Source organism: Pseudomonas sp. SJZ103, assembly GCF_007828335.1.
GTDB lineage: Bacteria > Pseudomonadota > Gammaproteobacteria > Pseudomonadales > Pseudomonadaceae > Aquipseudomonas.
The window spans coordinates 599,885-613,885 of the sequence record NZ_VIUN01000003.1 but is presented as its reverse complement, the minus strand read 5'-3'; the positions used below and the strand labels follow the sequence as shown (position 1 = coordinate 613,885).

Here is a 14,001-nt window from a genome sequence, read left to right as displayed (position 1 = left end):
GATCCCATCCCGAACTCAGTAGTGAAACGATGCATCGCCGATGGTAGTGTGGGGTTTCCCCATGTGAGAGTAGGTCATCGTCAAGATTAAATTCCAGAACCCCTGTCTGCTCATGCAGACAGGGGTTTTGTCGTTTAGAGGGTTTATAAACTTTGTAAGCGAGCAGATACGCCTACCCAGCTCCAAACATCAGGTTCATGGCGCCAGTCTATTTTTTAAAAGCGCGACACAGGTATTAATGAAAATTTGTCGCACCGTTTGAAGGGATGAAGTCCTTACACCTACATCTTGTACGACAACCTTTGGTCGGCTTCCTACGTAAAAAGACGATTCGTCCCACAATTCCCTAAGTTTTCCTCCTGCTTGGCCGACAGCCTGATGAGCCATGAGTGCACCGAAATAGAGCGGCCCAAGACGCCGCCTATACCGTTACATGGAATGTTCCTCTCGGCACGCTCACCCCCTTTGGCAAAAAGAAGTCGATGAAATGAATCTCAAGTTCAGTCATAAAATTCTGTTGGCCGCGTCAGGCGTTGTGGTTCTGGCCTTCGCGTTATTCACCCTTTACAACGATTATCTGCAGCGCAGCACAATCAAACAGAATCTGGAGTCGTCTATCCAGCAATCCGGCGAGCTCACCGCCAGTAGTGTGCAGAACTGGCTCAGTGGTCGAATACTGGTGCTCGAAAGTCTGACGCAAAACGTTGCCCATCAGGGTAGCGCTGCTGATCTCCCGGGGCTGGTCGATCAACCGGCGTTCACTTCGAACTTCCAGTTCACCTACGTTGGTCAAACCAACGGTGTGTTCACCCAGCGCCCGGACGCAAAAATGCCTGACGGCTACGACCCTCGTCAGCGTCCCTGGTACAAGCAAGCCGTGGCTGCCGATAAACCCATGCTCACGCCGCCCTATATGGCCGCCGTAGGTGGGCAGATCGTAACTATCGCTATGCCGGTGAAAAAGAACGGTGAGTTGCTCGGTGTGGTCGGCGGAGACCTGAGCCTGCAAACTCTGGTGAAAATCATCAATTCGGTGGACTTCGGCGGCATCGGCCATGCGTTTCTGGTCAGCGGAGACGGCCAAGTCATCGTAAGTCCTGACGAAGACCAGGTGATGAAAAACCTCAAGGACATCTACCCAGGCACTAACGTCCGTATTGAGAAAGTTAATCAGGACGTAGTTCTCAAGGGCCAGGATCGCATTCTGTCGTTCACGCCTATCAGTGGCTTGCCCGGTGCAGATTGGTATATCGGCCTGTCGATTGATAAAGACAAAGCCTACGCACCGCTGGGTAAATTCCGTACGTCTGCATTGATCGCCATGCTGATCGCCGTAGTCGCGATTGCCGTGCTGTTGAGCCTGCTGATTCAAGTGTTACTGCGGCCCTTGACTACCATGGGCATTGCCATGCAGGACATTGCCCAGGGTGAGGGCGACCTGACTCGCCGCTTGACGGTCACCAGTAAAGACGAGTTCGGTGAAGTGGGCAGCGCGTTCAACCGGTTCGTGGAGCGTATCCACGCCTCGATTTCCGAAGTGTCTTCTGCAACACGTCAGGTGCATGACCTGTCTCAGCGTGTGATGGCATCATCCAACGCCTCGATCATCGGCTCTGATGAGCAAAGCGCACGCACCAACAGCGTGGCCGCCGCAATCAACGAACTGGGGGCTGCCACCCAGGAAATCGCGCGTAACGCCGCCGATGCTTCACAGCACGCCAGCGGTGCCAGCGAGCAGGCCGATGATGGGCGTAAAGTGGTCGAGCAAACCATCCTGGCAATGTCGGAGCTGTCGCAGAAGATCAGCCTGTCCTGCACTCAGATCGAAACCCTGAACGCCAGCACCGACAATATCGGCCACATCCTTGATGTGATCAAAGGTATCTCCCAGCAAACCAACTTGCTGGCACTGAACGCTGCGATCGAAGCAGCACGTGCCGGGGAAGCCGGACGCGGGTTTGCCGTGGTCGCCGACGAGGTGCGTAACCTGGCTCACCGTACCCAGGAGTCGGCTGAGGAGATTCATAAAATGATCACTTCGCTGCAAGTGGGTTCGCGTGAGGCAGTGACCACCATGAATGCCAGCCAGACCTCCAGCGAGGAAAGTGTCCAGGTTGCCAACCAGGCCGGTGAGCGCCTGGTCAGCGTAACGCAGCGAATTGTCGAGATCGACGGCATGAACCAATCCGTCGCTGCGGCCACCGAGGAACAAACTGCCGTGGTGGAAACCCTCAACGTCGACATCAACCAGATCAACCTGCTGAACCAGCAGGGCGTGACCAACCTCAACGAAACCCTGAAAGACTGCGATGCGTTGTCGCAACAGGCCAATCGGTTGAAGCAGCTGGTCGACAGCTTCAAGATCTGACCCGCTGAGTGTACGAGTAGGAGCGAGCCGTTTCGCTCCTACCGCTTACCCAGCAAGCGGCGAACATTGTCCAGCGCGCTGTCGGCGAAGCCCTGCACAAACTGTTCAAATCCTACCTGTGCCGTGTCCAGGGGGTCGGCAATGATGGTCCAGGTTGCTCTGGAGCAGTGCGCTCCAAGCGCTTCTACTTTGATCGACGCCCACAACCTGGCCACGCCCAGGGTGTTGTAGATCATGGTCCAGGTCATGTGCATCGCGTGCTCTTCCCGGCTATTGAGCTGTTCTACGACGCGGTTGCCATCGCGGAAAAATTTCGTGCGTAAAGCGCCCACTCCGTTGCCGGTCATTTCGATATGCGTCAAGGAAGGGATGAACGCATCGAAGCCTGCAAACTGCCCCACTAGGTTCCACAGGCGGGAAGCATGGCAGTCGATCACCACAGAGGACATTATCGGCTGGCCGTTCGGGTTATGAATTAACGTATCGGGTTGCAGCGGTTTCATGAAGTTGTCCTGAATCGGTTCAAAGAAAGCCGATGGCCTTGAGGTAGTTGCAGCCTTTACTCAGCAGTGCCGGGTCTTTTTCGGGGTATTGCTCACCCATCTGCTGAACGCCGCGTTGCGCGTTGTCATGGAGGATCATCGAGGTGTCACCGATGTCTTCATCCAGTCGATCAAGGTAAAACCCGAGTACACCAAACATCGCATTGTCCTGGCTCACCGTTCGCAGCGTCTGCTGCCAATACGCAGTACTGACCCGCTCGAACCTGTGGCCCGCCCGGTTGAATGCATCCAGGTAGTGCTCCCAGCTCAGTGGTTGTGGGTTATGCAGGTTGAATACGCTTCTATCGGCTTGAAAGCGATTGCAGTGGAACGCAATGAAGCGAGCAAGAAAGTCCACGGGCATCAGGTCGAAATTCAGACCCAGCCTCGGCAGCATGCCCAACTGCAGCGACCCCTTGAGCATCAACATCAGGCGATTCTTCTGTGGCTGGCAGACTCCGTTATGGCTGTTGAAGCTGATATTTCCAGGGCGATGGATGTTCACCCAAGCTCCTTGCTCAACTGCACGTCCCAGGACCCGCTCGGCTACCCACTTGGAGAGGTTGTAGCCATTTCGGATGTACAGGGGCAGGGTGTCTGCCGCCGGAGCTTCGAGCACATGCCCCATCGTGCCGATGCTGCTGGCGGCCGACAACGTCGAGACAAAGTTGAAGACTTTTTTGCAGCGGGTTTCGCACAGGCGCAGGCATTCGAATATGGGGTCGACGTTGTCTCTGGCCAGTGAGGCGTAGTCCATTACGTGGTTGACCCTTGCTGCGTTATGCACCAGCGCGCCAAAGTCTGCGGCGAGTGCGTCATACGCGTCACAGGCCAAACCCAATCGCGGCCGGCTGATATCGGCGGCAAATACTCGTACCCGGCTCAGGTCCAGATGTTCCAGTTGGTAGTCATGCAACGCCTGGGTAAAACGAGCCATCGCAGGATTCCCCGGCAAGTCACGCACCAGGCACGCGACCTCGGTGGCACCGGCGTTCAACAACGCCTCGACAATATGGACGCCGACGAAACTGTTGGCCCCCGTCACGATCACCTTGTGCGGATTGCCTGCGCGGTCCCCTTGCAACGGATTGATCATCCACTCCCGTTGAGCGTCCATGACCGCTTGGGCAGAGGATGCGTCGGGCAGTTCACCATCCTCCATCAGTGTTGCGAGCGTACGGATAGTCGGTACTTCAATGAAATGGCTCAACGCGAAACTACGGCCAAATTGCTCGCGAACACGCAACAACAGTGTCGACAGCAAAATCGAATGGCCGCCCAGTGCGAAGAAGCTTTCATCGATGGGCAACTGGCTGGTGGGCAAGCTCAGCAGCTCACCCCAAAGGTCGCTCAATCGCGCTTGAAGTGGCGTGTGCGCAGCGCGGGGAGTGGCCTGCAAAATGGGGTGGAAGGGGCGCGACAGCAGCCCCTTGCGGTCGACTTTGCCGTTGTTGCTGTGCGGCATGGCTGGCAGTTCCACCCAGAAACCAGGTTGCATGTAGTTCGGTAGCCACTGGCGCGCATGCTGCTGCAAGGCCACCAGCGTAGCGTTGGGTTCGGGCTGGGCGACAAAGGCGCAGATCCTGCTTTCATGGTCGATCACCACGGCCAGCTCACGATAGAGCCTGCTGCTGCGCAGGCATTGTTCAATCTCCCGGGGGTCGACCCGAAAGCCGCGGATCTTTATCTGATCGTCGCGACGCCCACCCAGCACAATGCCTTCGGCGGTCCACTGCGCCAAGTCGCCGCTGCGGTAGGCCCGCAGCGTTTGGCCGCCTGGCACCAGCAGTTCGACGAACGGGGTGTCAGCCTGCCGCGGCGCATTCACATATCCCAGGCTCACTCCGGGCCCGACGATGTACAGCTCACCCATCACCCGCTCGTCCACCGGTTGCAGATCGTCATCGAGGATCAGCACCTGGCTATTGGCGATGGGGTGGCCGACATTACGATTATTGTCATCGGGGTCGAACGTCCGGTGCGTAATCAGTACTGTGGTTTCGGTGGGGCCATAGAGGTTGTGCAACTGACACTGTCCTGCCAGACGCTCGATTACATGGGGTTCGCAGGCATCGCCACCGGTGAGCAGATGCGTCACGCCCAGGGGGGGATCCAGCGGCAGGATATTGAGCAGCGCAGGCGGCAGGAAGGCATGAGTGACACGCTGTCGGCGGAGCAATTCCACCAGTTGTCCAGGGTCGTGTCGCTGTTCCTCGCTGGGTACGATCAACTCGGCGCCGGCAATCAGGGCGGGGAAGATTTCGATCAGTGACGAGTCGAAACCCAAGGGCGAAAATTGCAGGACGTGGCTCCGTTCATCTAGCGTTATGCACGACCCGAACCAGGCCGTGAAATGTGCCAGGTTGCCTTGGCTGAGCAGCACACCCTTGGGCTGGCCCGTACTACCCGATGTATAGAGCACCATGCACGGTATATGCGCGCAGGGGCGATTGTGCATCAACGAGGATGCTGAGTTGGCGTTGAGCGGCTCGACTGCGCTGACATCCAGAGAAATGAAACGCTCCCGTAATGGATGCTGGCCTGCATCCAGCAATACACTCGCCCCGGCGTTTTCGAGCATGGCCCGGTGGCGTTGGGCGGGCTGATCAGGTCCCAGTGGCAGGTACACCGCACCACTGCCCAGCACGGCAAGAATGCTGGCATACAACTCCATGGACTTTTCCAGGCATACACCGATCACCGGTGGCGCCTCAAGCGCCTCCAGCAGCGGGCGCAATCGCTGCTGAATCGCCATGGCCCGCAGGTGTAGTTGGCGGTAGGTCACGGTGTGCCCCGCCATGTTCAGCGCCGGCCGGTCGGCGAACAGATTAAGGCTGGCCTGCACCCGCTCGATCACCGGCACCTGGGCTTCCCGGATCAGATCGGGGTCTGCCGTGCGATTGAATCGATGCATGAATGCCAACGGCTCTAGCCCGTGCAAATCGTGCTCGGGCCAGTCAGTGGCAACCGCGCTCCTAGAGAGATACTCGGGGTCACGTGAGAAGCCACTGACGAGTAGCGCGACCCAATCCACCAGCGCAGTTGTTGCCTGCTGACGCAGACGCTGGCCGTTACCACTGGGCTCCTCGGCAATGCCCAGCGCGGCAAACAAACGTCGGTCATGGTCATAGGCGCGCAATTGCAGCGTGGGTAACCCGCTGCTGGTTAACGGGCCCACCCCCAGGCGCAGGCATATACAGGTGGTTTCGCCCAGGTCATCCGGCAACGGCAGGCTACCGTCTTCAATCCACAGGTCGGTGGCCTCATCCCCCGACACATGGCCGTACTGTTCCAGTATTAGCCTGATTTCGCCAAGTGCCTTGCTTGTGCCGCACCAGCCGATGGTCAGGCACCTCATGGCGACACCGACAGGTAGTCGTTCAGCACCTGCCCCACACTCGGCGTTTGCAGCAAGCCGCTGTGTTGCAGGAAGCCCATGATATTGCTCATCAACGGGTGCTGGCGGGTGATGGGGAACGCCAGCGCTGATATTTCATCGCGCAGCACACCGCGCAGGCGCTCGCTGATGTCGAGGTGTTCGATCAGGTGCAGGTCGAAGTTTTTCTGCAGGTCGTTGGTCAGATAGTGCGCCAGGAATGTTGGCAGTACCTGGGCGATGCTGTCACGGTCGTCCGGGCTCGCGGCTTGCCAGTAGATGCGCACCAGCCGCGTCCAGAACTGCGCGTGGCGACCTTCGTCAAACAGGTGGTCGTCCATCAAACCTCGTATGGAGGCCTTGACACTGCGGTCCTTGGAAAACGCTGCTACATCGTGGGTCACGGTGTTTTCGGCGATGGCTACGCCAATCAGCTCTACTGCATCGCTCAGGTGTGCCGGAGCCTGCGCCTGCGCCGCCGGCAGCGCACGACTCAGTTCGATATGCCCGGGCAGGTCGAGCGGTTGTACGCCCGTCATTGCGACAGTCTGTTGCATGAAATCCAGGGCCACCAAGGCGTGGTAGTCCTCGTCCACCACAACCGTCATCGCATCAACGCGACAGGCGAGGGGGAAGGGCAGCGAGAAGCGATTCTTGGCAATGCTGCGCGCGGTCTTGTCGACGATTTCGGTTTCGAAAATAACCACGTCGTGGATGAATTTGTAGAAGCTCTGCACCAGCACGAAGTCGCGCCACTGCGGGCAATGTTCCATGAAGGTCTCGCTGAGTACCAAGGGCTGACGACACAGTGGGTAGATCAGCTTGTCATCGTCTTCCAGCAAGCGGCGAGGGCGGGTTCGGATGGTTGCGCGGCGTTCCCAGTCGTCGGCGATGGTGGTGTAGCCAGCCGTATTCATGGGTGCACCTCTTGCAGTGCGGCCTGCACCTCGTCCCAGAACGTGATACGGCTTTCTACGGCGGCAAGGGCTGCGTCGTGGGCCTGCTGCGGATAAGTCGGGTCGGCACCCACCAGGCGTTCGAGCAACTGCTCTGCTGCTCGCCCATGATGCTCAGTGTCCACCTCAATGTGGCGCTCGAAGTAACCACACAAGGCGGATGCCTGGCGATGGATGAGCGTGTCGGGCTGCAGGAGGTGTTCGAACATACTTGGGATGACGCGCTCACGCCCATGAAGGAATGCGGCTGCTACGCAATGTGTAGGGGCTTCCAGCGCCATGCGCAGCGTGTCACTGACGAAGCGCGCTGCGCCAGCAGGAACATCGGCCATGCGCAGGGCAGTGCTTGCTTCCACGCCTTCGTGCTGCAGTGCAATGAAACGGTGTATCGCCGAGGTGCTGGCGCCGACTTCGACCATGGCTTCCAGGTACCACTCGAAGTGGCTGCAATGGCCTTGCCTGGGGTGAGAGTCTGATTCTTCGCCCAGCACAATCTCATTGATCAGGCGTGCAGCTTGCGGGTCGGCCGGTGGCAGCCAGGGTAGGCGAGTGCAGGTCAGGTCCTGTTGCAGGCGTTTGGTGAGCGTCATGAAGTCCCAGACAGCGAAAACATGGTGTTCCATGAATAGTTGTAACTTTTCCAACGAACTTATTTCCAGAAATAACGGATGGCTGCACAACAGCCGTTTTCTTTGTTCCAGCAAAGGTTGGTACATGGTTGATGCCTATAAGTTATTGCGTCTGCCGCTAAAACAGCATTGGACTTTTGTATGCGGCAAGAAGATAAAAAGATGTAAACCAGGCTTTGCGCGCACGAGCTCTCACGCAAGTGGGGCTGCACGGTCGATTTGAGTGTCTGGTCTAGTAAGGAAAGATAATAAGCGGGCTAAACAAATTGGCGAGTATATGAATGCATTAGATGTTTTTCTAAATAATATAAGCTGTCGGCAACTTACTTTATAAGAGTGGGAACTTTCTTCTGCGCGGGGCGCCACCGGTCAGGTAGGGAACCCCGCGGCGCTCGGCGGGCAAGATAAGAGACCTGACACCTTGTTAGAGAGTCTTCGCTCCGCTGGCATCCAGGTTATTGAGATAGGTTGTGATCACTTCCATCCCGCGCATCAAGTGATTACGCAGTGTCAGGATACTTTCCTGGACTTTCTTTTGTGCCACAAGGTTCAGCAGTTCGCGGTGGTCTTCCTGGGATGTCTCGCCCAGCCCCATCGCCTCAAGGTTGAAGCGCAGGAAGCGCTCCTCCTCATTCAGCCCGTGCTCCACCAGCTTGAGCAACCTCTGGTTGGGAGCCTTGCTATACAGGGTCATGTGAAACAGGCGATTGAGACGGCCAATCTCGGTGTAGTCTTTTTCCTGTTCCAGGGCACAGATGAACGTGTCTGCCTCGGCGATATCGGCTTCGGTCAGCAAGGGAATCGACAAGCGCAGGGCTTCAGACTCCAGCAACATTCGCAGCTCATAGGTTTCAGCCGAATTGTCTTCGATCAACGGTGCAACCACGGCGCCCTTGTGGGTGACCACGTGCAGCAGCGACTGGGCCTCCAACTGGCGCAAGGCTTCACGCACCGGCATGCGGCTGACCCCGAACAGGCTGGCCAGCTCCTGCTGACGCATGGCGGTACCGCAGGGCAAGCGGCCATCAAGGATGGCATTGCGCAAGGTTTCTTCAATCACGGAGCGAGCAAGATGGGCGGGAATAGGACCGCTGACCTTGATGCTGTTCAAAGGATTCGGCTTCTGCGTCACGGTTACGCTATCGTCCTTATTAAAATAGTGGTGGCTAATTGGATCCAATGCACACTAGAGGCTGCCCATAAGCTTGTCAAACCAGCACAGTTTCGGCTTGTAAGCGTTTCAACGCGTGATTCCGGCGGCCCACATGCAGGCTTTGCGGGGTCTGACGCGCCAGCGCCATGTTGCGACATTCCCCTATATCGATATTCTTTAACGGTATTTAAATTGCCGTTCTTATATCTATAAAGTCACTCTCCTGACTGATCGGGAGTGACCTCATGTCCGCCACCTCTACTGTTCCAACAGCGACCCTCTGCGCCCAAGCATTCGAGATTCGACCACTGCCTGGCAGCGTGGGTGCCGAGATCATCGGCCTGGACTTGTCCCGCCCGGTCAACGATCAGGATTTCGCCCGCATTCACCGCGCGCACCTGAACCATCACGTCGTAGTGTTCCGCGACCAGCGCATCACCCCCGAACAACAGATCGCCTTCAGTCGCCGCTTTGGCGTACTGCAAATCCACGTGCTCAAACAGTTCCTGCTGGCCAACCACCCGGAAATCCTGATCGTCTCCAATATCATCGAAAACGGCCAATCCATCGGCCTGGGTGACGCAGGCAAATTCTGGCACTCGGACCTGTCCTATAAAGAGCTGCCGAGCCTGGGCTCGATGCTCCACGCCCAGGAGCTGCCGTCCGAAGGCGGCGATACCCTGTTCGCCGACATGCACAAAGCCTGGGATCAACTGCCCGAGCACCTGCGTAAAGCCGTTGAAGGCCGCAGTGCCGCGCACTCTTATACCGCGCGCTACAGCGAAACCAAATTCGAAGGCAACTGGCGGCCGACGTTGACGCCCGAGCAGCTTGCCCAAGTCGCGGAAGTGGTTCACCCCATCGTGCGCACCCACCCGGAAAACGGCCGCAAGGCGCTGTTCGTCAGTGAAGGCTTCACCACCCGCATCGTCGGCCTGCCGGAAGACGAAAGCCGCGACCTGCTGGCCCAGCTCTACGCCCACAGCGTGCTGCCGCAGAACACCTACCGCCACCAATGGCAGCCCCACGACCTGGTGTTCTGGGACAACCGCTCGCTGATCCACCTGGCCGCCGGTTGCCCGAGCCATCTGCGCCGCAAGCTCTTTCGCACCACCATCCAGGGCGACGCGCCTTTCTGATTCGGAGCATGACCATGTCCAGGAACATTCCATTTGCACGGCTGGCCGCGACTGTCGGCCTGAGTGTCAGCCTGTTGGCCGGCAGCCTGGTCGCGCCGACGTCCGCGCAAGCCGAAGGCGAGATCCGCATCGCCGAACAGTTCGGCATCGTCTACCTGCTGCTTAACGTGGTGCGCGACCAGAACCTGATCGAAAAATATGGCAAGCAGGAAGGCCTCGACATCAAGGTCGATTGGACCCAGCTGTCCGGCGGCGCCGCGGTCAACGACGCACTGCTCTCCGGTTCTATCGACATCGCCGGTGCCGGCGTCGGCCCGCTGCTGACCATCTGGGACCGCACCCACGGCAAGCAGAACGTCAAGGCCGTGGCCTCCCTGGGCAACTTCCCCTACTACCTGGTGAGTAACAATCCCAAGGTCAAGACCATTGCCGACTTCACCGACAAGGACCGTATCGCCGTGCCGGCGGTGGGCGTGTCGGTACAGTCGCGCTTCCTGCAATATGCCGCCGCCAAGCAATGGGGCGACAAGGAGTTCAATCGCCTTGACAAGTACACCGTCGCTGTCCCGCACCCGGATGCCACCGCTGCCCTGATCGCTGGTGGCACCGAACTGACCGGGCACTTTTCCAACCCGCCATTCCAGGACCAGGCCCTGGCCAACCCTAACGTGCATGTGGTGCTGAACACCTACGACCTGCTGGGGCCAAACTCGCCGACGGTGCTGTTCGCCACCGAAAAATTCCGCAACGACAACCCGAAAACCTACAAGGCGTTTGTCGAGGCGTTGACCGAAGCCGCGCAGTTCGCCCAGAACGATAAAGGCGCTGCGGCCGACACTTACATCCGTGTCACCAAGGCCAGGATCGACCGCGCCGAGTTGCTGAAAATCATCGACAACCCGCAGTTCGAATTCAGCGTCACGCCGAAAAACACCTACCCGCTGGCGGAGTTCCTCTACCGCGTCGGCGCCATCAAAAACAAGCCTGAATCGTGGAAGGACTACTTCTTCCAGGACGCCAAGCCCCTGCAAGGAAGTTGAGATGAACGCGCCCTTGCAAGGCCACACGGCCAGCAACCTGCACACCCGCTTGCCATTGCTGGCGGTGGATAACGTCAGCCTGGAATACCGCACACCGGAGCGCGTGGTGCGGGCCACTCATCAAGTCAGCTTCGAGATCGACCCGGCGGATCGCTACGTGTTGCTCGGCCCATCGGGTTGCGGCAAATCCACACTGCTCAAGTCCATTGCCGGGTTTATCAAACCTTGCGAAGGCGAGATCCGCCTGCTGGGGCAAAAGGTCGAACAGCCGGGCCCCGATCGCATCGTGGTGTTCCAGGAGTTCGACCAGTTGCCGCCGTGGAAAACCGTCAAACAGAACGTGATGTTTCCGCTGCTGGCGTCGAAAACCTTACCGCGTCGCGAAGCCGAAGAGCGGGCACTGCACTACCTCGACAAAGTCGGCCTCACCGCCTTTGCCGACGCTTACCCGCACACGCTTTCCGGCGGTATGAAAGCCCGCGTGGCCATCGCCCGCGCCCTGGCCATGCAGCCGAAAATCCTGCTGATGGATGAGCCCTTCGCCGCCCTCGACGCCCTGACCCGGCGCAAGATGCAGGAAGAATTGCTGCTGCTCTGGGAAGAGGTGCGCTTCACCCTGCTATTCGTCACCCACTCCATCGAAGAAGCGCTGGTGGTGGGCAATCGCATCCTGTTGCTGTCGCCGCACCCGGGGCGCGTGCGCGCGGAAATCCACAGCCATCAATACGACCTGCACAGCCTCGGTGGCGTGGAGTTCCAGGCGTCGGCGCGACGGATTCATCGCCTGCTGTTCGATGAAGCGCCCGAGGCCGAACGTGAGTTGGGTTTCGCCGATATCCGCATCGCTTACTAAGGGGACAACCCAATGCGCCAGGAATACGAAATTGCCCTTGAGCCGCTGCTCAGCGTCCCCGTTGAACGCGAACTGCCCCTGCGCCAACGCCTGTGGCAACAAGGCTGGCTGCGCAAGGGTCTGATCCTGATCGTGCTCGCGATCCTTTGGGAAGCCGTCGCGCGCTACCAGAACAACGACCTGCTGCTGCCGAGTTTCCTGCAGACCTTTCACGCGCTCTACGACGGCCTGCTCAGTGGCGAACTGCTGAGCAAGGTGAGCATCTCGCTGGTGGTGCTGATCAAGGGCTACCTGATCGGCATCGTGCTGGCGTTTGCCCTGACCACCCTGGCCGTGTCGACGCAACTGGGCCGTGACCTGCTGAGCACTCTGACTTCGATGTTCAACCCGCTGCCGGCCATCGCTTTATTGCCGTTGGCGCTGCTGTGGTTTGGCCTGGGCCAGAACAGCCTGATCTTCGTGCTGGTGCATTCGGTGTTGTGGGCGCTGGCGCTCAACACGTATTCGGGGTTTCTCGGCGTGTCCGAAACCCTGCGCATGGCCGGCCGCAACTATGGCCTCAACGGCATGCGTTTCGTGGTGTTCATCCTGATCCCGGCGGCACTGCCGTCGATCCTCGCCGGCCTGAAAATCGGCTGGGCCTTCGCCTGGCGCACACTGATCGCCGCCGAGCTGGTATTCGGTGCGACCAGCGGCAAGGGCGGTCTGGGCTGGTACATCTTCCAGAACCGCAATGAGCTGTACACCGACAAGGTATTCGCCGGGTTGGCGGTGGTGATCCTGATCGGCCTGCTGGTGGAGAACCTGGTGTTCGACACCTTCGAGCGGCTCACCGTGAAGCGTTGGGGCATGCAGCGCTGATACACCCATCCTGCTACGATTGCGGCCAGCTCACTCCCGACTGATCATGAGTGCTTGGCATGCAACTACCCGACATGAACCTGCTGGTCGCCCTCGACGCCCTGCTCGACGAGGGCAGCGTGGTGGGCGCCGCGCGGCGGATGAACCTCAGCCCGGCGGCCATGAGCCGTACCCTCACACGTATTCGAGAAGCGGTGGGCGATCCGATCCTGGTACGCGCCGGTCGCGGGCTGGTACCCACGCCCAAGGCCTTGCAGTTGCAGAGCCAGGTGCGCAACGTGGTGGAGCAGGCGGCGTTGTTGTTTCGCTCGGCGGATCAGGTTGACCTGAGCACCCTGCGCCGTCGCTTCAGCGTGCGCGCCAATGACTTTTTCATCGGCGTGTATGGTGGACGCCTGTTCGACACCATGGAGCGCATGGCGCCGCTGTGCGAGCTGTGTTTCGTGCCTGAAGGCGACACCGATGATGAAGCCCTGCGCGAGGGGCGGCTGGATCTACGGGTGAGCAACACTATGCCGGTCACCCCGGAAGTGAAGGTGCAGAACCTGTTTTCCACCACCTTCGTGGGCCTCGCGCGCGAGGACCATCCGTTGTTTGACGAAGAGATCACCGCAGCGCGCTTCGCCAGCTATTCCCATATAAGCATCTCGCGGCGTGGCATCGCCCGTGGCCCGATCGACACTGCACTGAATGCTCAGGGCCTGGAGCGACGCGTGGCGATGATTGCCCCGGGCTTTCACGGTGCGATGTTCATGTTGCCCGACTCCGACCTGATTCTGCCGGTGCCCAAAGAGGCGCTCTACAGCGCCAATCGCCTGAAGCTGCCACTGCGCGCGTTTGCGTTGCCGATCTCGCTGCCGACGTTGGTATTGGCCCAATCCTGGCACCCGCGCTTCGACAAAGACCCGGCTCATAGGTGGTTGCGCGAGACGATGCGTGAGAGCTGCCACGCCACCTGGCTGGAAGCACAGCCGACCTGATTTACAAGCCATGCACGGTCAAAATGTGGGAGGGGGCTTGCTCCCGATTGCTGTGTGCCAGACCCAGATTTTCTATCTAATCCACCGCAATCGGGAGCAAGCCC

General features: G+C 59.0%; 11 protein-coding genes and 1 rRNA gene. 7 read left to right on the top strand and 5 right to left on the bottom strand.

What is annotated here, in order from left to right; all coding sequences use genetic code 11:
* Together rrf and FBY10_RS10830 are read left to right on the top strand one after the other, a co-directional pair.
* Window positions 1-86: ribosomal RNA gene (gene rrf / locus FBY10_RS10835) — 5S ribosomal RNA — on the top strand; the annotation flags it as partial.
* A 401-nt stretch (window positions 87-487) separates the two neighbouring features.
* Entirely contained in the window at window positions 488-2,368 is a 1,881-nt protein-coding gene (locus FBY10_RS10830; protein ID WP_027608051.1) for a methyl-accepting chemotaxis protein, read from the top strand.
* Between the two features lie 38 nt (window positions 2,369-2,406).
* Here FBY10_RS10830 and FBY10_RS10825 read toward each other — a convergent pair whose 3' ends face one another.
* The 5 genes from FBY10_RS10825 to FBY10_RS10805 form a co-directional block, all read right to left on the bottom strand.
* Window positions 2,407-2,871 carry an SRPBCC family protein gene (locus tag FBY10_RS10825; protein WP_145335671.1) on the bottom strand — a complete coding sequence of 155 codons (465 nt, stop codon included), beginning with the start codon at window positions 2,869-2,871 and terminating at the stop codon, window positions 2,407-2,409.
* A 19-nt stretch (window positions 2,872-2,890) separates the two neighbouring features.
* Window positions 2,891-6,268 (bottom strand): amino acid adenylation domain-containing protein, encoded by a 3,378-nt coding sequence (locus tag FBY10_RS10820; protein ID WP_145335672.1) that lies wholly within the window; start codon window positions 6,266-6,268, stop codon window positions 2,891-2,893.
* The gene (locus FBY10_RS10815) at window positions 6,265-7,203 is read right to left on the bottom strand and encodes a diiron oxygenase (protein WP_145335674.1); all 939 of its coding nucleotides are present in this window, start codon (window positions 7,201-7,203) and stop codon (window positions 6,265-6,267) included. The genes FBY10_RS10820 and FBY10_RS10815 overlap by 4 nt, the downstream gene beginning before the upstream one ends.
* A complete protein-coding gene (locus FBY10_RS10810) occupies window positions 7,200-7,958 on the bottom strand; it encodes a DUF3050 domain-containing protein (protein WP_145335676.1) in 759 nt (252 codons plus the stop codon). Before FBY10_RS10810 ends, FBY10_RS10815 begins: the two co-directional genes overlap by 4 nt.
* 337 nt (window positions 7,959-8,295) lie before the next feature.
* The gene (locus FBY10_RS10805) at window positions 8,296-9,003 is read right to left on the bottom strand and encodes a GntR family transcriptional regulator (RefSeq protein WP_131700471.1); all 708 of its coding nucleotides are present in this window, start codon (window positions 9,001-9,003) and stop codon (window positions 8,296-8,298) included.
* A gap of 266 nt (window positions 9,004-9,269) precedes the next feature.
* On the opposite strand from FBY10_RS10805, the gene FBY10_RS10800 reads away from it, so the two are divergent.
* The 5 genes from FBY10_RS10800 to FBY10_RS10780 are packed head-to-tail and all read left to right on the top strand — an operon-like array spanning window position 9,270 to window position 13,897.
* A complete protein-coding gene (locus FBY10_RS10800; protein WP_145335678.1) occupies window positions 9,270-10,163 on the top strand; it encodes a TauD/TfdA family dioxygenase in 894 nt (297 codons plus the stop codon).
* 14 nt (window positions 10,164-10,177) lie between these two features.
* Window positions 10,178-11,203, top strand: coding sequence for an ABC transporter substrate-binding protein (locus FBY10_RS10795; RefSeq protein WP_145335680.1), 1,026 nt, complete (start codon window positions 10,178-10,180; stop codon window positions 11,201-11,203).
* 1 nt (window position 11,204) lies between these two features.
* Window positions 11,205-12,056 (top strand): ABC transporter ATP-binding protein, encoded by an 852-nt coding sequence (locus FBY10_RS10790; protein ID WP_131700474.1) that lies wholly within the window; start codon window positions 11,205-11,207, stop codon window positions 12,054-12,056.
* Window positions 12,057-12,068: 12 nt separating this feature from the next.
* Window positions 12,069-12,917, top strand: a complete 849-nt coding sequence (locus FBY10_RS10785) for an ABC transporter permease (RefSeq protein WP_145335682.1) — start codon at window positions 12,069-12,071, stop codon at window positions 12,915-12,917.
* A gap of 59 nt (window positions 12,918-12,976) precedes the next feature.
* Entirely contained in the window at window positions 12,977-13,897 is a 921-nt protein-coding gene (locus FBY10_RS10780) for a LysR family transcriptional regulator (protein ID WP_145335684.1), read from the top strand.
* Window positions 13,898-14,001 lie beyond the last annotated feature (104 nt).